The organism is Microvirga sp. VF16, assembly GCF_016864375.1.
GTDB lineage: Bacteria > Pseudomonadota > Alphaproteobacteria > Rhizobiales > Beijerinckiaceae > Microvirga.
In genome coordinates this window covers 5,066,330-5,084,389 of sequence record NZ_CP069354.1, presented here as the reverse complement: position 1 = coordinate 5,084,389, position 18,060 = coordinate 5,066,330, and the positions used below count along the sequence as shown (strand labels likewise).

At 60.9% G+C, this 18,060-nt stretch carries 16 protein-coding genes and 1 pseudogene; 8 read left to right on the top strand and 9 right to left on the bottom strand.

The window, feature by feature from the left end; translation table 11 throughout:
- Positions 1–176: 176 nt before the first annotated feature.
- Together JO965_RS23950 and JO965_RS23945 are read right to left on the bottom strand one after the other, a co-directional pair.
- Positions 177–638, bottom strand: coding sequence for a CoxG family protein (locus JO965_RS23950; protein ID WP_203441431.1), 462 nt, complete (start codon positions 636–638; stop codon positions 177–179).
- 301 nt (positions 639–939) lie between these two features.
- Positions 940–1,368, bottom strand: coding sequence for an iron-sulfur cluster assembly scaffold protein (locus JO965_RS23945; RefSeq protein ID WP_203441430.1), 429 nt, complete (start codon positions 1,366–1,368; stop codon positions 940–942).
- Between the two features lie 212 nt (positions 1,369–1,580).
- Between JO965_RS23945 and JO965_RS23940 the strand changes: the two genes are divergently transcribed.
- From JO965_RS23940 to JO965_RS48050, 4 genes are all read left to right on the top strand, one after another.
- A complete protein-coding gene (locus JO965_RS23940; protein WP_203441429.1) occupies positions 1,581–1,904 on the top strand; it encodes an XdhC family protein in 324 nt (107 codons plus the stop codon).
- Between the two features lie 63 nt (positions 1,905–1,967).
- Positions 1,968–2,660, top strand: coding sequence for an XdhC family protein (locus tag JO965_RS23935; RefSeq protein WP_203441428.1), 693 nt, complete (start codon positions 1,968–1,970; stop codon positions 2,658–2,660).
- Positions 2,657–3,676: a molybdopterin-binding protein gene (locus tag JO965_RS48055; protein ID WP_246776669.1), complete on the top strand. Its 1,020-nt coding sequence runs from the start codon at positions 2,657–2,659 to the stop codon at positions 3,674–3,676. Before JO965_RS23935 ends, JO965_RS48055 begins: the two co-directional genes overlap by 4 nt.
- A complete protein-coding gene (locus JO965_RS48050; RefSeq protein WP_246776668.1) occupies positions 3,673–4,260 on the top strand; it encodes an NTP transferase domain-containing protein in 588 nt (195 codons plus the stop codon). Before JO965_RS48055 ends, JO965_RS48050 begins: the two co-directional genes overlap by 4 nt.
- Positions 4,261–4,309: 49 nt before the next feature.
- Here JO965_RS48050 and JO965_RS23925 read toward each other — a convergent pair whose 3' ends face one another.
- The 3 genes from JO965_RS23925 to JO965_RS23915 are packed head-to-tail and all read right to left on the bottom strand — an operon-like array spanning position 4,310 to position 8,075.
- Positions 4,310–6,535: a xanthine dehydrogenase family protein molybdopterin-binding subunit gene (locus JO965_RS23925; protein ID WP_203444331.1), complete on the bottom strand. Its 2,226-nt coding sequence runs from the start codon at positions 6,533–6,535 to the stop codon at positions 4,310–4,312.
- 5 nt (positions 6,536–6,540) lie between these two features.
- Positions 6,541–7,557, bottom strand: coding sequence for a xanthine dehydrogenase family protein subunit M (locus tag JO965_RS23920; protein ID WP_203441427.1), 1,017 nt, complete (start codon positions 7,555–7,557; stop codon positions 6,541–6,543).
- On the bottom strand, positions 7,554–8,075 hold the full coding sequence (locus JO965_RS23915) for a (2Fe-2S)-binding protein (protein ID WP_203441426.1): 522 nt from the start codon (positions 8,073–8,075) through the stop codon (positions 7,554–7,556). The genes JO965_RS23920 and JO965_RS23915 overlap by 4 nt, the downstream gene beginning before the upstream one ends.
- Positions 8,076–8,546: 471 nt before the next feature.
- Here JO965_RS23915 and JO965_RS23910 point away from each other — a divergent pair.
- A pseudogene (locus JO965_RS23910) lies at positions 8,547–10,210 on the top strand (Na/Pi cotransporter family protein).
- A gap of 224 nt (positions 10,211–10,434) precedes the next feature.
- Here JO965_RS23910 and JO965_RS23905 read toward each other — a convergent pair.
- Both JO965_RS23905 and JO965_RS23900 read right to left on the bottom strand, forming a co-directional pair.
- Positions 10,435–11,415, bottom strand: coding sequence for an aldo/keto reductase (locus tag JO965_RS23905; RefSeq protein WP_203441425.1), 981 nt, complete (start codon positions 11,413–11,415; stop codon positions 10,435–10,437).
- An 18-nt stretch (positions 11,416–11,433) separates the two neighbouring features.
- Positions 11,434–12,264, bottom strand: coding sequence for an aldo/keto reductase (locus tag JO965_RS23900; protein ID WP_203441424.1), 831 nt, complete (start codon positions 12,262–12,264; stop codon positions 11,434–11,436).
- A 208-nt stretch (positions 12,265–12,472) separates the two neighbouring features.
- Here JO965_RS23900 and JO965_RS23895 point away from each other — a divergent pair, with 208 nt between their 5' ends.
- From JO965_RS23895 to JO965_RS48045, 3 genes are all read left to right on the top strand, one after another.
- Positions 12,473–13,387 carry a LysR family transcriptional regulator gene (locus tag JO965_RS23895; RefSeq protein WP_203441423.1) on the top strand — a complete coding sequence of 305 codons (915 nt, stop codon included), beginning with the start codon at positions 12,473–12,475 and terminating at the stop codon, positions 13,385–13,387.
- Positions 13,388–13,542: 155 nt separating this feature from the next.
- Positions 13,543–14,145 (top strand): NAD(P)-dependent oxidoreductase, encoded by a 603-nt coding sequence (locus JO965_RS23890; protein WP_246776667.1) that lies wholly within the window; start codon positions 13,543–13,545, stop codon positions 14,143–14,145.
- 102 nt (positions 14,146–14,247) lie between these two features.
- On the top strand, positions 14,248–14,400 hold the full coding sequence (locus tag JO965_RS48045) for a hypothetical protein (RefSeq protein WP_246776666.1): 153 nt from the start codon (positions 14,248–14,250) through the stop codon (positions 14,398–14,400).
- A gap of 77 nt (positions 14,401–14,477) precedes the next feature.
- On the opposite strand, the gene JO965_RS23885 is transcribed toward JO965_RS48045, so the two are convergent.
- Both JO965_RS23885 and JO965_RS23880 read right to left on the bottom strand, forming a co-directional pair.
- Positions 14,478–15,065: a hypothetical protein gene (locus JO965_RS23885; RefSeq protein WP_203441422.1), complete on the bottom strand. Its 588-nt coding sequence runs from the start codon at positions 15,063–15,065 to the stop codon at positions 14,478–14,480.
- Positions 15,066–15,601: 536 nt separating this feature from the next.
- Positions 15,602–18,028, bottom strand: a complete 2,427-nt coding sequence (locus tag JO965_RS23880) for a hybrid sensor histidine kinase/response regulator (protein WP_203441421.1) — start codon at positions 18,026–18,028, stop codon at positions 15,602–15,604.
- Between the last annotated feature and the right edge of the window lie 32 nt (positions 18,029–18,060).

The window sequence follows — 18,060 nt, the reverse complement described above, 5'->3', positions numbered from 1 at the left end:
GCGTGCTTTCCTCCTCAGACACCGGCAGCCCGGCCAACCTTAAGGTGGTCTCAGGCACCGGCAGGTATTCTTGTTGGACGATCGCAAGAATACGATCTGCCGATGTCAAGTGTGAACCGCCCCGATTGAGCGGTCAAGCATTGGAATGATTCAAAGGATGGCCGATGAGGCAACGCTCAGACGGCCGTTTCCTCAGGCGAGAGGATCCTGGCAAAATTAGCGAAGAACTCGTCGGCATATTTCTTCGCTACGCCATTGATTAGCCTGCCGCCGAGCTGAGCGATCTTGCCGCCCACATTCGCCTCGACGTCATAGACCAGTTTGGTTCCACCCTCGATATCCTCCAGGCGCACTTTCGCTCCGCCCTTGGCCCAACCGGCAACCCCGCCCTGTCCCTCGCCGGTGATGGTGTAGCTGTCGGGGGGATCGAGATCGGTCAGTTTCACGCTGCCCTTGAAGGTTGCCTTGACGGGCCCGATTGAGATTTTCGCCGTTGCCTGGAATTCCGTGTCACTCACTTTCTCCAGTTCCTGGCACCCTGGGATGCAGGCTTTCAAGACGTTGGGATCATTGAGCGCAACCCAGACTGCTTCCCGGTCCGCCGGTAGCGTGACGTCGCCTTGCATTATCATCGCCATGCTGAGTCCTCCCTGGATTTCCCCCGATATTGACAGCAAAGTATGATGCAAATTGCCCGGAGTGCCAGATCCTACGTTCTGCTGCAGCGCATGATAGATGTGTGCGCTGCAACAATTGCTTGGAGCCGGTCAGCGGCTTGAGCGTGCTTTCAAGGCCGGCGCTTTCCATCGGATGGGATCGGTCGCGCCGATGCATCTTCCTCAGCTTCGCCGGGACCCGATGTCCGCCAATGGTGTGTGTCTCCGATCCAAACGGTTCGTCGAGGTTTGCGCCGTTCCGGGCCTCACTGTGAGGACGGCCCTAACGTTTTTGGATTTGGTCGAGTGCATCGACAACGGCATCGAAGGTGAGAAGGATGGAGGGATGGCGAGCCTTGAGATCCCGCGCCGGTTCCAGAAATGCGAGATCCGCCCATTTCCCGGAGGGTGGAGCGCCGCCAGCCTTCAACATCCGGCGCATTTCCTCCCGAATGTCCCGAAGCTCTGCCGCGGCCGATCCCACCACGTTTCGGCCCATGATCGATGACGATGCCTGCCCCAGGGCACAGGCTTTCACTTCGTGGGCGAACCCCGTGACGACATCGCCATCGAGTTTCAGATAAACGGTGACCGTCGACCCACACAGCCTGGAGTGCGCCGTAGCGCTGGCATCGGCATCCGGTAGCTTCCCGAGACGCGGAATGTCACCTGCAAGCTGCAATATGCGCCGGCTGTAGATATCGTTGAGCATCCTGCTCGTAAGCCATCCGACGAATGTACCTGCCCCTCGCTGAATCAGACGCTCCGATCCAAGACCTGTCAATGGTCAGATACAGCCCCAACACCTGAGTCCAGGGTTCGCCTGCGGGTTCATTCGTATTCTGGTTGCGGTTCAAGGGGCCGCAATGGCAGTATTGACCCATAATTGGCCGTCTGAGGCCGCTCATTTCGCCAGGGAATCTCATGTTCTCGACCGATACGGATATCCTGATGACCGCAGAAGCCTGGAGGCGCGCGGGCAGGGGCGTGGCAATCGCGACCGTGGTCGAAACCTGGGGGTCGGCACCGCGCCCTGTCGGCAGTCACTTGGTGATTGACGAGGATACGAACTTTCTCGGGTCCGTTTCTGGCGGATGCGTCGAGGGAGCGGTCATTACGGAGGCTCTGGACGTCATTGCCGATGGAAAGCCGCGGATGCTCGAGTTCGGGGTTGCCGACGAGAGCGCATGGCAGGTCGGACTCTCATGCGGGGGACGGATCAGCGTCTACGTGGAACGAGTAGACTAGGATGGGCGGATATTCTCTGTCGCCTTCATTTCTCTCCGTTTTGCCGGATGGTGAGGGCATGAGATGCGGCTGAGTCTTCTATCCGACCTGAATGCAGAGCGAGCCGCTCGGCGAGCCGCCGTGCTTGTGACCGACATCGCATCGGGCGAACAGCGCCTTGTTCGGGAAGAAGGGGTTGGAAATGACCCTATCACTCAGGACATTCAGGAGCGCCTGCGCCAGGGCAAGAGTGGCCTCATTGAGCGGGATGGCCGCCAGTACTTTCTCACCGTGCAGACGCCACCGGTGAGGGTGGTAATCATTGGTGCCGTCCACATTAGCCAGGCCTTGGCTCCTATGGCAAAGGACCTGGATCTCGACGTCACCATCATCGACCCGCGTACGGCCTTCGCGACTCCCGAACGCTTTCCGGACGTGCAAGTGAGGGCTGAGTGGCCCGATGCTGCCCTGCCCGATATCGGGATCGACCGATATACGGCCGTCGTGGCACTGACCCATGACCCTAAAATCGACGATCCTGCGCTCGCCGCGGCCTTCAGGTCGCCATGCTTTTACATCGGTGCGCTCGGCTCGCGCAAAACCCATGAGCGCCGCGTTCAGCGACTGATGGCGTCCGGCTTCACCGACGCGGATCTTGCCCGTATCCATGCCCCGATCGGGCTTGACATCGGAGCCGTTTCTCCGGCGGAGATTGCCGTCTCCATCCTGGCGGAGATCGTTGCAACCCTGCGCAAGGAGCGGAGGCGCTCGGCGTGAAATTTGGCCTTATTCCGATTGAGGAGGCAATTGGAGCCCTGGCTGCTCACAGCGTACGGGCAGGCAGCACGACGGTGAAGAAAGGAACCCTCGTCTCGCCCGAGATCGCGATGCAGCTGAAGCACGCTGGTGTCGAGACGATGATTGCAGTGCGGCTCGAACCTGGAGATATCAGCGAGGACGAAGCGGCCTGGCGGCTCGCCCGATCTCTTGCCGGCGAAAACGTCGTTGTCGAAGCACCCTTCACCGGACGTTCCAATCTCTACGCCGAGGCTTCGGGCGTGCTTCTGATCGATGTCGAGGCGATCAATGGCCTCAATGCCGTCGACGAGGCTATGACGGCCGCCACCTTACCCGCTTACAAGCCGGTAGTCATGGGGGAGATGGTCGGCACCGTCAAAATCATTCCCTATGCCATCCCGGAGCCCCTGCTACGGAATGGGTTAGCTGCGGTTGGCAGGGAGGCGCTGCGCGTTGCACCCTATACCCGTCGCTTGGTCGGCGTTGTTTCGACGGTTCTTCCAGGGCTCAAGCCGAGCGTGATCGACAAGACCGTTGCCGTGCTGGCGCAGCGGCTCGAGCCCGTGAATGCAAGGATCGTGCGGAATTGTCGTGTGTCCCACGATGCGGCTGTATTGGCGCGGGAGCTTTCCGAACTGGCACAAGGCGACACGCAGCTCATCATCGTGTTCGGGGCATCGGCGATTGCCGACCGTCGGGACGTCATTCCATCCGCCATCGAGCGGGCAGGCGGACGAGTGGAGCATTTCGGTATGCCTGTCGATCCTGGAAACCTGCTTCTCATCGGATCCATCGCCGGCAAGCCTGTCATCGGAGCTCCTGGCTGTGCTCGGTCACCCAAGGAGAACGGGTTTGACTGGATTCTTCACCGACTTCTTGCGGATGTTCCCGTGACACGGGCTGACATCATGTCACTTGGCGTCGGAGGGCTTCTTATGGAGATCGTCTCCCGGCCACAGCCGCGTGAGGGCGGCGAAAGCGAGGCTGACGAATGAGCGATGTGGCGGCCATTGTTCTGGCTGCCGGGCGCGGCACCCGGTTCGGCGACGAGCCGAAGCTGCTGGCTCGGCTTGGCGGCAAGGCCTTGGTTCGCCATGTCGCTGAGGCTGCCGTCGGCTCCTCGGTCGATCCGGTTATCGTGGTGACCGGCCATCGATCCGAAGAGGTCGAAGCAGCGCTGCACGGGCTTCCCGTTCAGATCCTCCATAATGCCTTGTTTGCACAGGGGCTTTCGACGTCGCTGAAGGCCGGGTTCTCCGCTCTCCCGCCAAGGGCGCGGGCTGCAATCATCCTCCTCGGGGACATGCCCTTCGTGAAAGCCGATCTCATCGATGCCCTCGTGGTAGGGTGGCGAGAAAGGGGAGAACCAGCGGCCCTGATCCCCACCTTGAACGGCCGACGTGGCAACCCGGTCGTGCTCTCACGTGATCTCCAAGCTGCGATCGAAGGCCTGTCCGGTGATATCGGCGCAGGCCCACTTTTGCGTGGACGGTCGGACGTTCTCGAATGGCCGATCACGGATCCTGCTGTCGCTCAGGACATCGACACGAGAGAGGATTTCGCCAAGCACCGAATGTGAGCGGCCGAAGCGGGGACTTTCACCAGCATTGCGGATTGGCCACTTAAGATCAATCGAGCTTGTCCAACGTGATGGGCAGGTCGCGCACGCGCTTCCCCGTTGCGTGATAGACCGCATTGGCGACAGCGGCTGCGACGCCAACAATGCCGATCTCACCCAGCCCTTTGATGCCAAGCCGATTGATGGTGTCGTCCGGCTCGTCGACGAAGATGACCTTGATGTCGTGGATGTCGGCGTTCACCGGGACGTGGTACTCCGCGATGTTGGCATTCATGACGCGCCCGAAGGTGTGGTCGAGAAGCGTTTCCTCGTGCAGTGCCATGCCGATACCCCATACCACGCCACCCAGGATCTGGCTCCCGGCGGTCTTGGTGTTCAGGATGCGCCCGGCCGCAACTGCGCTGACGACGCGGGTGACTCGGATGACCCCGAGCTCTTCGTCTACCTTGACCTCGACAAAGACCGCGGAATGCACGTTGTGCGAACGCGACTCATCCTTGGCAAAGCGCGTGGTCTTCTCCTGCTCGATGCGGTCGACGCCGCCATGGCGCATGGCATCGGCAATCGATACCGCGCTTGCAGGATCGCGCTTGCTCACGAGCTTGCCATCGGCCAGCATGACCTCATCGGGCGCAACGTCTGCAAAAGGCGAATTCGGCATCTGCTTGGCGAGGCCCAACAGTTCGTGGCGGACTGCGTCGGACGTTGTAGCGATCCCATTGGCCACCGAGGCTGCAATCCATGATCCCCCTTCGACCGGCGATTGCGGCAGAGTCGAGTCTCCAAGCTTGACGGTGATAGCGTCGAGCGGCAACCCGAGCATGTCGGCCGCGACCTGGGCCATGATCGTGTAGGTGCCCGTGCCGATGTCGGAGGTCGCGCATGACACCTCCGCATGGCCGTTGGAGGTGAGTGCGATACGCACCGCGATCGGCACCTGCAATGCCTCCCAGACGCCCGTCGCCATACCCCAGCCCACCAGCTCGTTGCCATCGCGCATCGAGCGAGGTTCGGGGGTGCGTTTATCCCAGCCAAACACTTCGGCGCCCTGGCGATAGCAGTCGCGCAGGTTCTTGCTGCCGTAGGGCCGTTCGGCGTGCTGGTCACGGTCCGAATAGCACCTCAGGCGCAGATCGAGCGGGTCGAGCCTGAGCGCGACCGCGAGCTCGTCCATGGCGCATTCGAGGGCATAGACGCCAGTCGCCGCGCTCGGAGCACGCATGTCGCACGAGGTTGCAAGATCGAGCGGCGCGAGTTTATGGGCGTATGTCGCATTGGCACACTGGTAAAGCAGGCCTGACCAGCCTGTCTCCTGCCGATAAAAGTGCTCGTATTGCGAGGTCACCGTGAGAGCATCATGTGTGACCGTCTCGAGTGTTCCGTCAGCCTTGGCACCGAGCTCGATCCGCTGGATCATAGCCGGCCGATGGCCGAGGCCATACATCTGCTGCCGGGTGAGCACGACGCGCACCGAGCGCTTTAGCGCGAGCGCCGCCAGCGTGGCCAGAACTACCTGATATTGTGGGCGCAATCCTGATCCGAAGCCGCCGCCCATGAAGGGTGACATGACGCGCACATCGTCCGGATCCAACTTGAACACGCCACAGATATAGCGCTGGACGTTCTGCACGCCCTGGGTTTTGTCGTAGATTGTAAGCTTGTCATCGCCCTCGAATATGACCGTCGATGCATAGAGCTCCATCGGGTTGTGATGTTCGATCGGAACGTAATATTCGCCCTGGTGGCGCACTTCGGCAGCAGCGAATGCCTTCTCGGCCGCGCCGCGTGGCTTTGGTGGGGCGAAGGGATCCGCTCCAGGCTTTGCAGATGGTTTCAAAGCAGAGGGTTCTTCCCGCCTGCGGTGCATGTCGGTGACATGCGGTTCCCGGTCATAATCGACCCGCACTAAGGAGGCCGCGAACTGAGCGATTTCCGGTTCTTCAGCAACGACTAACGCGATTGGCTGCCCGTCGAACAAAATTCTATCGTCGTAGAGCGGCCGGAACGGCGAGCCATCCGGAGCAACATCGTCCTTATAGGCGTTGTCGTCGTCTGGCATCTCCGGCCGATTCAGGTGCGTGAGCACCTCGATCACGCCATCGACGCTCAATGCCTCGCTCACATCGAGACGCGCAATCCTGCCCTTGGCGATGGTGGATGTGACGACGCAGCCATGGGCGAGGTCGTCTGGGTGGATTTCCGCAGCGTATTTCGCAGCGCCGGTGACCTTTGCATGGCCGTCGACACGGGATGTGGCGGTGCCGATATACGTCATGACAGTCACCGGATCTTCTTGATGGCCTGGACCTGGGGCGTGCCGTTCGCGGCCTGCGTCAACGTGCGTTCGATCGCACGATGGGCGAGTCCGATCTTGAAATTGTTGTGCGCGTAGCCTCTTGCATCGCGAAGCAGGATATCGGCCGCTCTCGCAAACGCCGTCCGGTCGGGGGCTTCGCCACGCAACGCCGCTTCGGCTTCAGCTTTGCGCCAGGGTTTGTGGGCGACGCCGCCGAGCGCGAGCCGCGCCTCCTTGATGCGGCCTCCCTCGATCTCCATGGCAGCGGCAACCGACACCAATGCGAACGCATAAGACAGCCGGTCGCGGATCTTCAAATAGCTGTAGTTTGCCGCGAAGCCCTTCGGCGGCAGTTCGATAGCCACAATGATCTCGGTCGGCGCGAGATTGGTATCGATTTGCGGCGTGTCGCCCGGTAGGCGATGGAAATCGGCAATGGGGATCGCGCGTTCACCAGCGGGCCCTGCCACATGGACTGTGGCTTCCAGGGCCGCAAGTGCGACGCACATGTCGGATGGGTGCGTCGCGATGCAGGCGTCACTCGTTCCGAGGATAGCGTTAATCCGATTGATGCCATTGATCGCGGAGCAGCCGCTGCCGGGCTCTCGCTTGTTGCAAGGGGTTGCCGTGTCGTAGAAATAGAAGCACCGTGTGCGCTGCAGCAGATTGCCGCCAGTCGATGCCATGTTGCGCAATTGCTGCGATGCCCCCGCCAGAATCGCGCTTGACACTAACGGATAGCGCTTCTCGATTAGTGGATGGTAGGCAAGATCGCTGTTCGGCACGAGTGCGCCGATGTGCAAGCCGCCATTCGAGGTTTCCCCGATCGTCTTGAGCGGCAGATGCGTGATATCGATCAGCCGCGTCGGGCTCTCGACCTCGTACTTCATCAGGTCGATGAGGTTGGTCCCCCCCGCGATGAACTTCGCGGTTGGATCGGCCGCGATCTGCCGGATGGCGTCGGGGACGTCAGAGGCACGCGCATATTCAAAGTTGATCATAGCTTGGCACCCATTGCCTGCTGGATCGCCGCGACGATGTTGGGATAGGCGCCGCACCGGCATATATTGCCGCTCATCAGCTCGCGGATTTCCTCCGCGGTCTTTGCCTTGCCCTCCGCTATGAGAGCGACGGCGGAACAGATCTGGCCGGGCGTGCAATAGCCGCACTGGAACGCATCGTGATCGATGAAGGCCTGCTGCACGGGATGGAGTGCACCATCGGTGGCGAGGCCTTCGACCGTAGTGATATTGGCGCCGTCTTTCATGACCGCAAACGTCAGGCACGAAACGAGCCGGCGGCCGTCAACCAAGACCGTGCAGGCGCCGCATTGACCGTGATCACAACCCTTCTTGGTGCCGGTCAGATCGAGATGATCCCGCAAGGCATCGAGCAAAGTCGTCCACGGCGCAATCGTCAATGTGCGTTCTTGCCCGTTGACATTGAGCGTGACGGGTATCGCAGCTGGCTTGGAGATCGATTTAGACCCCGGGTCGTTTGGGAATGGCGATGGGCTCATCCGACTCCCCCGATTCGCCGTTAGGCGTCACACTACGCTCCCAAGTCAATTTGCCTATTTTGAGGCGTGTCATCGTTCCGGTCCGCGCCCATCAGGATCAACACGTGGCCCAGAGCGTAACGCCCTTAACCGGCCCGAGATCAGCCAAAGGGCAGATTCTGTTGAGAAATTCGGCGAAGACCATTCTCGGGCGTTCTGCACCCAGGATCTGGGTCTGCTCTGGAAGGCCGCCGCTACCAGTAGGCTACCAGTGCGGTGGCTGGGGCTTTTTCAGAATCGGCACTGAGTAAAGCAGATCGGATATCCGCATCGGTACGGTGAGCAGGCCTTTACACGGCTGCGCTTAAGGCTCGTCTTTGACCATTTCGGACGTTGGGAGGGTCAGTGCAGTGGAGAGGCTAATGGCTAGGGTCGGCCGGCGCTATACTCCGACGAGGTCCAAGGCGGAAGCGTAGGCGGGACGAGACGTGCATGTCGACAGCAATTGCCATTCTCGGTGGGGTCGGACTGTTCCTGCTCGGCATGACCGTCATGACCGACGGCTTGAAGGCGCTGGCGGGGTCCGCTCTGCGCACCGTCCTCGGCAAGGCGGCGGCTACGCCGCTCTCGGGGGCCTTCTGGGGCGCCGTCGTCACGCTGCTCGTGCAGTCGTCGAGCGCGGTGACGATGACAACGATCGGCCTCGTCAGCGCCGGGCTTCTGACCTTTCCGCAGGGACTCGGCCTCGTGTTCGGCGCCAATGTCGGCACCACGGGCACAGGCTGGCTCGTGGCGCTGATTGGCGTGCGCGTCTCATTGTCGGCCTACGCCCTGCCGATGATTTTTGTTGGCGCGTTGGCCAAGCTGTTGGCTGGCAGGCGGATCGCGGCGGCGGGCGGCGCGCTCGCGGGCTTCGCACTCGTGCTCTACGGGCTGACAACCCTCCAGCAGGGTATGGGAGGGCTTGCCGAGAGCCTGCATCCATCTGACCTGCCGCGACGCTCGGCGCGCCGGGGGTGGGCTGGGTCGCGGGGACGGTCGGTCTTATAACCCTGATCGTCGTCGGTCTGGCGATGACCGCGGTCATGCAGTCTTCGACAGCCGCCATCGCCGTCACCATTTCTGCTTTCTACGCCGGGGCAGTAAGCCTGGAGCAGGGCGCGGCGCTGATTATCGGCCAGAATATCGGGACGGCGACAAGCTCCGCATTGGCGGCCATCGGTGCCAGTACGACGGCCAAGCGCCTCGCTCTCGCCTATGTGCTCTTCAAGGTCATAGCGGCGCTCATCGCGATCGTCGCCTTTCCGTTCACGGCAGCACTGATGAAAGCCCTCGCCGCGTCGGTCGACGGGATGACCCTCCTTGCCGCCTACCACACGGCCTATAACGTCGTGGGGGTCGCGGTGCTCCTTCCGGCAACGCAGTGGTTCACCCGTATCGTGGAGCGGCTCTTGCCCTCCGATCAAACGGCGCTTCAGCGCGCGCTCGATCCTAGTGCGCTCGCCAGTCCGGTGATCGCGGTCGAGACCGCCCGGCGTGTCGTGGCGGACGTCCTCGCGACAACCGCCGCCTCGGTTTCCGCTGCGCTTTCGGGCGGGACGCGCCCCGCTGCGCAGGACATTGCGGCGGCCGCCGCCGCGCTCGAGGAGGTGCGGGATTTCCTGTCCGAATTGAAGGAACCGCCCGAAACCGAGGCCGAGCGGCTCCGCATGACGAGCACGCTGCACGCACTCGACCATGCCTCGCGCCTCGCAGAAGTCGTGGCGGACGGCGGGCTCCCAGGACAGGTGGCTGGAGTCCTCCATGACTTTCGCGCCGCCGAGTTGTGCACAAAGGCCATGCGCGCGGTACAGGCGATTGGTGGCTCGATCACCTCGGAGGCCGCCCTCAGCGCGCAGGCCACCCCCATCGGCTGGAGCGTGTCGTCCAAAGTCGCCGCCGCGCTCGCTGAAGCCGAGGGCACTGCGAGGGAGCTCGATGGTCTCCAACGGGACCATCGTGCCGCGACCCTCGCGTCCGTCACGCTGGGAAAGCTGACTGTCGCGGATGCCTTCGCGCGGATCGACGCCATCGGGTGGCTCGACCGGATCGCGCATCATGCCTGGCGTTCGGCGGCGCATCTCAGCCCCGGCACGGATGACGATCTGGACCGGTAGTCCCAACCAGAGAGCACTCGGCGTGGAAGGAACGAGGATGAACCCCGCTGGGACCGCGGCTTCAGGCATGGATCCGGCGCGCAGCCTCGATGCTGCTGAGGCGCCGGGCGGCTAAGACCTACGGACCCAAATGCCTACCGCAGAGCAGGAAGAGGGGCCGCTTGCGGGCGCCTCGTCGTTTCATCGCTCAGCGTTTCGCCCAACAACAACTTCCTTAGAAGCTCTTATGAAAACCCGGTTACGGCATGGGGAACATAGGGCGCTTCCAAGGCTTTGATCTCGCCCTCTGTTAGCTTGATCGATAGGGCCGCCACCGCATCGTCGAGGTGATGGGGCTTGGTGGCCCCGACGATGGGAGCGGTGATCTCGGGCTTGGCCAGGAGCCAGGCGAGTGCCACCTGCGCCCGCGGGATGCTGCGCTGGGATGCGACCTGGGCCACGGCTTCCACCACTTTGCGGTCCGCATCGGCCGTTGCGGCATAGAGTGTCTTGCCGAACTCGTCCGTTTCCGAGCGCGCACTCGTCTCGTTCCAGTCGCGGGTCAGGCGGCCCCGGGCCAGCGGGCTCCAGGGAATGACGCCGATGCCCTCCGCCCGGCAGAGCGGCAGCATCTCGCGCTCTTCTTCCCGGTACAGTAGATTCACGTAGTTCTGCATGGACACGAAGCGCGCCCAGCCGTACCGTTCGGATAGCGCCAGCGCCTTGGCGAATTGCCAGGCATACATGGAGGAGGCGCCGATATAGCGGACTTTGCCGGCGCGAACCACATCGTTGAGCGCCTCGAGCGTCTCCTCGATCGGGGTCGAAGCATCCCAACGATGGATCTGCAACAGATCGATGTAGTCCGTCCCCAGACGCTTCAGGCTCGCATCGGTCTCGGTGAAGATGTTCTTGCGCGACAGGCCCGCGCCGTTAGGTCCGGGCCGCATCCGGCCATGCAGCTTTGTCGCCAGCACGATCTCCTCGCGCCGGGCAAAATCCTTCAGGGCACGTCCAACGATCTCTTCCGACGTGCCGTCGGAATAGACATTGGCGGTGTCGAAGAAGTTGATCCCATGATCGAGCGCCTGGCGGATGAAGGGCCGGCTCTCGCTCTCGGGCAGGGTCCAGGGATGGGAGCCGCGGTCCGGTTCGCCATAGCTCATGCAACCCAGGCAAAGCCGCGAGACCTCCAGGCCGGTGCGGCCGAGCTTTATATATTCCATGGAGTTCCACCTTCCTCGTTAGAACGAGGCAGTCATGGGATCAGATCCGATGCGCCCGCTCGGATTATCGAGCCCAACAATGGCGGCCATGTCGTGGGCATCGAGGGCAAAATCGAAGACGTTGAGGTTCTCCACAATCCGATCGGGCGTGACCGATTTGGGAATGACGATCAAGTCGTTGTCGAGATGCCAGCGGATAATGATCTGGGCCGGCGTGCGCCCATGCTTCTCGGCGATGTGTGCGATCACCGGATCGGACGGCGCCTGCCCTTGGCCAAGGGGACTCCAAGACTGGGTCTTGACCCCTCGCTTGGCATGCACTTCCCGCAGGCGCTTCTGCTGGAAGCGGGGATGAAGCTCGATCTGGTTGAGCACGGGCGGTACGCCAGTCTCGTCGATGATGCGGTCGAGATGCTCTGCCGCGAAGTTCGACACGCCGATTGACCGGACACGCCCTTCCTTCTGGGCCTTGATCAGAGCACGCCAGGTGTCGACATAGAGTCCCCGCCACGGTGACGGCCAGTGAATCAGATAGAGATCGAGATAATCCTGACCCAATCTCTTTAAGCTTTCATCCAGTGCCTTAAGGGTGTTGTCATAGCCCTGATCTTCGTTCCAGACCTTGGTCGTCAGGAAGATCTCATCACGCGCGACGCCTGACGCATGGATGCCCTTACCGACCCCTTCCTCGTTCTGATAGACGGCCGCCGTGTCGATGTGACGATAGCCGATCTCGAGTGCGGTTTTGACGGCGCTCACCGCGACGTCGTTCGGAGTCTTCCAGACGCCCAGTCCGACCTGGGGAATGCTGTGGCCGTCACTGAAGGAGATACGAGGCTGATGGGTCATCAATGTTTCCAAGTGATGTGCGATGTGAAGCAGAGGTTCAATCATCGCGAATGGCGAGTTGTCTTTGCGGTCGACGCCTCGGCTGCATCTGGTCAGGATATCCTCCAGCGGTACCTTGGCGGTCGGAGACAATCTATAGTGCCATTCCGCTTCACCGGATGCTGCACTTTCCTTGACTGAGCGTTGAGCGCAATTTAACAATTTCCCGATGCTCAGCCGCACTGATCTCGCCGATCTGGACACCTTTCTCGACATCGTTCGATATGGCGGCTTCCGGCGCGCTGCGACCGCTCGGGGCGTCTCCGCCTCGGCCCTGAGCCATGCCATCCGAGGCCTGGAGGCTCGGCTCGGCGTACGCCTGCTCCATCGCACCAGCCGCAGCGTGAAGCTCACGGCGGCAGGCGAGATGCTCTTTCAGGACCTCGATCCCGAGTTTCGGCGGATCGAAGAGGCGCTGGACCGTCTGGACCATTTCCGTGAGCGCCCGGCCGGACGGGTTCGCATCAACGTGCTGCGTGACGCCGCGCGTCTCCTGCTGACGCCGCTGTTGCCGTCCTTCGCTGCCGCCTATCCGGATATTGAAATTGAGATCGAGGTCGACGATCACTTCGTTGATGTGATCGCGAGCGGGTTCGATGCGGGCATTCGCTATGGCGGCACGGTTCCGGAGGGGATGATCGCTGTCCGCCTTTCGCAAGATCTGAACTGGGTCGTGGTCGGATCGCCCGCCTACCTCGATGTGGCAGGGCGGCCCGAAACACCCGAGGACCTCACCCGCCATCGCTGCATCCGGATCAGGACCGGCGACGGTCGCATCTATCATTGGGAGTTAGGAACTGGCGACAGAGCGGTCACCGTCGACGTCCCCGGCACGATTACACTCGATGATTCCGAACTGTCGATCCGTGCCGCTGAGGCGAGGGCAGGCCTGTACTATTGTCTCGAAACTCGCGTCACGCATGAGATCGCAACGGGAACGCTCGAGGTGGTGCTGCCGGAATGGCGTTCCCCCGGTCCTGGATTCCATGCCTATTATGCAGGCCATCGCCAAATCCCGAGCGGCCTGCGCAGCTTTCTTGACTTCGTCCGCGCCCATTCACCCCTCGGACGAGGGGCGCCGTAGCTGATCCCGCGTCGAAGGGCGCAAGCAGCCACATCGTTGAACGAGGCTCAACGGGCTGTTGCGTCGATCATGTCTAGAGAGAAATGATCGGGAGGCATATTCCATGGGATCCGATGCGACATCCGTCGCATCGGACGCTCTCTGGGAGGACCTGCATGAGGAAGGTTATCGTGACTGGCGGCCATGGCAAATTGGGCCGTGCCTGCGTTCAGGACCTCATCGACCACGGCTACGATGTGCTGGTGTTTGACAGCACGCCCTCACCGTCGCACTTGAGGCGTCGCTCCGTGCAGATCGACTTGTCCGATTTCGGCCAGACGCTGGATGCCTTTCTGAGTCTGGACAGTCATCCGGGTCAGGTTGATGCCGTTGTCCATCTCGCGGCCATCCCGGCCCCTGGCCGCCAGAGCGACGCCAGAACCTACCAGAACAATACGGCCTGCAGCTTCAACGTCTTCCATGCCGCCAGGCGGGCTGGCGTCAAGAACATCGTATTCGCCTCGAGTGAGACAGTGCTCGGCTTGCCGTTCGACACACCACCTCCCTACGTTCCCGTCGATGAAGAATATGAGCCTCGACCGGAAACGACCTATTCCCTTGGCAAGGTGATGGACAAGACCTTGGCGCGGCATCTCTGCCGGCAGAATCCGGAGCTGAAGATGTATGGCCTGCGTTTCTCCAATGTCATGGAGATCGGCGACTATGCGGCCTTTCCGGACTTTGACAACGATGTACGGCAGCGCAAGTGGAATCTCTGAGCTTACATCGATGCTCGAGATGGAGCGCAAGCCGTACGAAAGGCCCTGGAGCATCCCGGGAAGGGCTTTGAGATCTTTATCATCGCCAATGCCGATACGGTGATGACGCGACCGAATAAGGAGCTGATTGCGGAAGTCTTTTCCGGTGTGCCGTTCCGGCGTGAGGTTGGCCCCAACGAAACCCTCCTGTCGATCGACAAGGCACGACGGGTGCTCAGCTATGAGCCGCGCCATACCTGGAGGGAAGGTCTGTAAGAAACTCCTGCGCAAACAGAACCATGGATAGTCGGGGCCTTAGGTCTTCATTGAGCGGGAACGTCTGGAGATTAATGTCATAGCGAGCCCGCGGGACTTTGCGCCTGCGCCGCTCTCCGAAACAGCCAGGCGGAGAGGAGCCAGAGCGCGGCGAAAAACCCAGTCAGGATCAAGAGTTTCTCAGGCTCACTCGGTCCCGTAAAGCCCGTTCCGGCAATCAGGGTCACCATGCCGACCAACGCCTGAGCGAGCGCCGTCGCAACCATCGCATACGCCATTCCACGGGGCTGGAAACGAGCCATGACGGCGCCGATGATCCCGGCGGCGAGCACTCCGCCATACATCAGGTTGGCGGGGTTATCCTCCGGCCCGATGATGCCAATGGCAAGGTTCATCCAGACGAGGATGAAGGCTGCCGCCAGCGCAACGCCGACGGCGGCTCGGTACGCAGTATTGCCTGCCATTCTCGCCGCTAGCTCGTAGGTGCCGCCAGCACAGACCAGCATGGCGCCGAAGATGGCGAAATCGGCCACGTCCCAGTCCACCTCGTGGGTGATCTGCATCGCGAGTAAGGGCAGCAGCAGGACGAACGCTGCAGTGCCCCAGGCCGCGAATCTCCAATCGTTCCTGCGCCGTCTATCACCGGCTTTCGCGGGCTCTGGCATGACTCTGTCTCAGTGCATGAGGGAGGCCTTCATCCTAATGGCCGCTTATGTGCGGCAGGAGTCAATTCTGAGCGATAGCACTGGGCTAACCTTATCCGGATTTCCGGATCAGCGACGTGAGCGGCGACTCATTCAGTCCGATTGTTTTCATAGTTTTACCCAGAGCGGCCCTTTCGCGAAAGCTGAGAGCTCCGTACCGGAGATTTGAAACCGGGCATGCGGGCAGGAGCGCGTCGCCGCCGCCGAGCGCATCGTGCGGACCCGAAGGGTCACGCCCGTGAGAAGTGGACCCGGCTTTCCGCGTCAACGATGCACTGCTTAAGGGATTGTGCATCGCCCCGCAGATGATGATCACGGATCAGCTGGCTCTATGCTGCTGCTAAAAGGACGGTGATGCTCTTTGCCAGCATCGGGTTTGAACAATCGAACAAAAAAACTGACATCAGCCGACCCGATGATGCGAGCGTACTATGAAGCGCTTTAAGCTGGCCGGGCAGATCCAGCGCTTTCTCTCCGTTCCCGATCCGGGAGCAAACCTATCTCAAGCCGCTAAATTGACGATGCTCTACTCTAGAGTCCTGCAAAAGATACTCTTTTAACGCGCTATGGGCCCGCTCAAGTTCTCGCGCCAAACGCTCAACCTGTTCTCCTCCGCTTCGGGTAAGATCGGCGCTCGTGACGCGTCTCCAGCCAACGCAGATTTCATGCACCGTCTTGGCTCCCACATTGGCGGATGCGCTCTGCAGGCCGTGAGCTTCAAGGCGAAACCTGTGCGAGTCGCCCGACGCTGCCGCATCTCGCAACTCGCCGACGAGATGGTCGGCGTCGGAGAAAAACTCCTCAACGAGATCGAGAACGAAATCTCTTCCGCCCAATTGCTCTAGTTCCACGAGCAGGGGTTCGTCTATGACGGTGGAAGGGGCAGCCGTCGAAGCAGCAGGAACCGGGTTGTCTTCGACGGGCGCTCGAGCAGGACGGGATGCCACGTGCTCCTCGATGGCTCTGAGAAGAGTCGCAGGCTGCACGGGTTTGGTCAGGCAGGCATCTATACCGGCCGCGAGGGCCTCGGCGGCAACTTCTGGCGTCACGTCGGCTGTCAGGGCGAAGATGGGGGTATGAGTGTCCTTGGGTTCCATGAACCGGAACAGCTTCGCGGCCTCGATGCCGGTCATGACCGGCATGTTGACGTCCAGAATGACCAGGTCGAACGACTCCTCCTCCAGCGCGCTGAGCGCATCCTCCCCATTTGTGACGCATCGGGCGGTATGCCCGCCACGCTCCAGAATCTTCGATATCACCAACCGGTTCGTCGCATTGTCGTCCGCCACGAGGATCGAGAGCGGACGCGATGCGCGGGGAAGCTCGATCCGGCTCGGCTCTCTCCACATTGCCTGAGCCCAGGACGTTTGGGCCGCCGCCGCGATCGATGCGGTTCGAGCGTCACCTTGCGTAAAATCGAGTGGCAATACGCTGCTTGATACATGTATCAAGTCCGACGTCGCGAAGACTCGAGATGTATCCCGGCGTATGAGAACTGGAGCCACAGGAAGGTTCGCACCCTCGAGTTCTGCGATCAAGAGGTCGTCAGACAGGTCGCTATAATAGAACAGAACGATCTGGCGACCTCTGTTCCGCCAGATCCACTCGCTCGCTTCGGACAAAGTTTGAGTGACGGCAGTATCGGCTCCATTACCAAGCCGAAGCGCAATAGCCTGTGCAAGACTAGGATCGGAGCAAACCAGAAGCGGCTGGATCAGCCAGGGCGGCGGTCGGTCCGAAGCTTCCTGATCCGCGGCCCTCATCGGGATGGTGAACCAGAAGCAGCTTCCGTGACCCTCTCTGCTATCGACCCCAATTTTACCGCCCATGGCTTCGATGAGTTGCCGGCTGATGGAGAGTCCGAGTCCCGTTCCGCCAAACCGATTAATGATGGTTTCGTCGGCCTGGGTGAAATTCTCGAAGATCTTTCCTACCGCGTGTGGGGCAATGCCGATGCCGGTGTCGGAGACGATGAATCGGATGAAAGGCTTGTTGTTCTCGTTCACAGGGTGCGCCGCGAGCGTGACATATCCTTTTTCCGTGAACTTGATGGCATTGCCGAGAAGGTTGAGCAGGACTTCCTCGAGATGGTGCTTCGGTCCGTGAAGCTGCAAAGGAGTCGGCGGAGCGATATGGATCGTCAATCGAAGCTCTTTTTGTTGAGCTTGAGTCAGGACCATAGCGCGGGCGGTGGATAGGACTTCCGACAGATCAAACTCAATCTGCTCGATCGGCATCTTTCCCGCTTCGATGCGGGACAGGTTCAAGATGTTATTGATCTGCCTGAGCAAAGACTCGCCGGCGGAACCAATCGTCCGAATGATTCCACGCTGTTCTTCATCGAGGCTCGTTCCCGACATGAGACCCGAAAGACCGATGATCGCGCTCAGCGGAGTTCTCAATTCATGGCTGACGCTGGCAAGGAACAATGTCTTTGCCCGGTTTGCCGCCTCCGCCTGCGCCTTGGCATTGGATAGTTTGCGGATCAGCGTACTTGCATAGAGGGGGAGAACGATAAGGCTCAGCAGCAGGGTTGCCGAGAGGTAGATGTCGTCGTGCCACCTCGGCGTCGTGTAGATGACCACCATGAAGCACACGACCGAGACGACCAGCGCAACATACAGAAACCGGACGCCGAAGCGAAATCCATTTCCAAACGTAATCCATAGATAGAGCAGAAAAAGGACCGAGGACGTTTCCCCGACGTAGTGAAGCTGAACGGAGGCGGTGGCAAGATCGCTGACGATGGCAATAATTCGTCGGACCGTCGACTGGTGAGGTCTGAGGAGAATGTGGATGACGATTCCGATTGAAATGAATGCGAAGATCGTTGCACCGATCAACGCCTCGCGCGGGACGGAAGGATTGATCCAGAAAGTATAGGCTGCGATCAGACTCAAAAAGATGAGCCTGTTCAGGCTCATCTCATGTTCACGGTCGGGACTGTTCTTCAGGC

Bases quoted from the DNA above. Each gene is read 5' to 3' on its own strand.
- JO965_RS23920 (WP_203441427.1), bottom strand. From the start codon at position 7,557: ATGATCAACTTTGAATATGCGCGTGCCTCTGACGTCCCCGACGCCATC.
- JO965_RS48045 (WP_246776666.1), top strand. From the start codon at position 14,248: ATGACGCGACCGAATAAGGAGCTGATTGCGGAAGTCTTTTCCGGTGTG.
- JO965_RS23950 (WP_203441431.1), bottom strand. From the start codon at position 638: ATGGCGATGATAATGCAAGGCGACGTCACGCTACCGGCGGACCGGGAA.
- JO965_RS23940 (WP_203441429.1), top strand. From the start codon at position 1,581: ATGTTCTCGACCGATACGGATATCCTGATGACCGCAGAAGCCTGGAGG.
- JO965_RS23900 (WP_203441424.1), bottom strand. From the start codon at position 12,264: ATGACCCATCAGCCTCGTATCTCCTTCAGTGACGGCCACAGCATTCCC.
- JO965_RS23885 (WP_203441422.1), bottom strand. From the start codon at position 15,065: ATGCCAGAGCCCGCGAAAGCCGGTGATAGACGGCGCAGGAACGATTGG.
- JO965_RS23905 (WP_203441425.1), bottom strand. From the start codon at position 11,415: ATGGAATATATAAAGCTCGGCCGCACCGGCCTGGAGGTCTCGCGGCTT.
- JO965_RS23895 (WP_203441423.1), top strand. From the start codon at position 12,473: ATGCTCAGCCGCACTGATCTCGCCGATCTGGACACCTTTCTCGACATC.
- JO965_RS23880 (WP_203441421.1), bottom strand. From the start codon at position 18,028: ATGAGCCTGAACAGGCTCATCTTTTTGAGTCTGATCGCAGCCTATACT.
- JO965_RS23915 (WP_203441426.1), bottom strand. From the start codon at position 8,075: ATGAGCCCATCGCCATTCCCAAACGACCCGGGGTCTAAATCGATCTCC.
- JO965_RS23935 (WP_203441428.1), top strand. From the start codon at position 1,968: ATGCGGCTGAGTCTTCTATCCGACCTGAATGCAGAGCGAGCCGCTCGG.
- JO965_RS23925 (WP_203444331.1), bottom strand. From the start codon at position 6,535: ATGACGTATATCGGCACCGCCACATCCCGTGTCGACGGCCATGCAAAG.
- JO965_RS23890 (WP_246776667.1), top strand. From the start codon at position 13,543: ATGAGGAAGGTTATCGTGACTGGCGGCCATGGCAAATTGGGCCGTGCC.
- JO965_RS23945 (WP_203441430.1), bottom strand. From the start codon at position 1,368: ATGCTCAACGATATCTACAGCCGGCGCATATTGCAGCTTGCAGGTGAC.
- JO965_RS48050 (WP_246776668.1), top strand. From the start codon at position 3,673: ATGAGCGATGTGGCGGCCATTGTTCTGGCTGCCGGGCGCGGCACCCGG.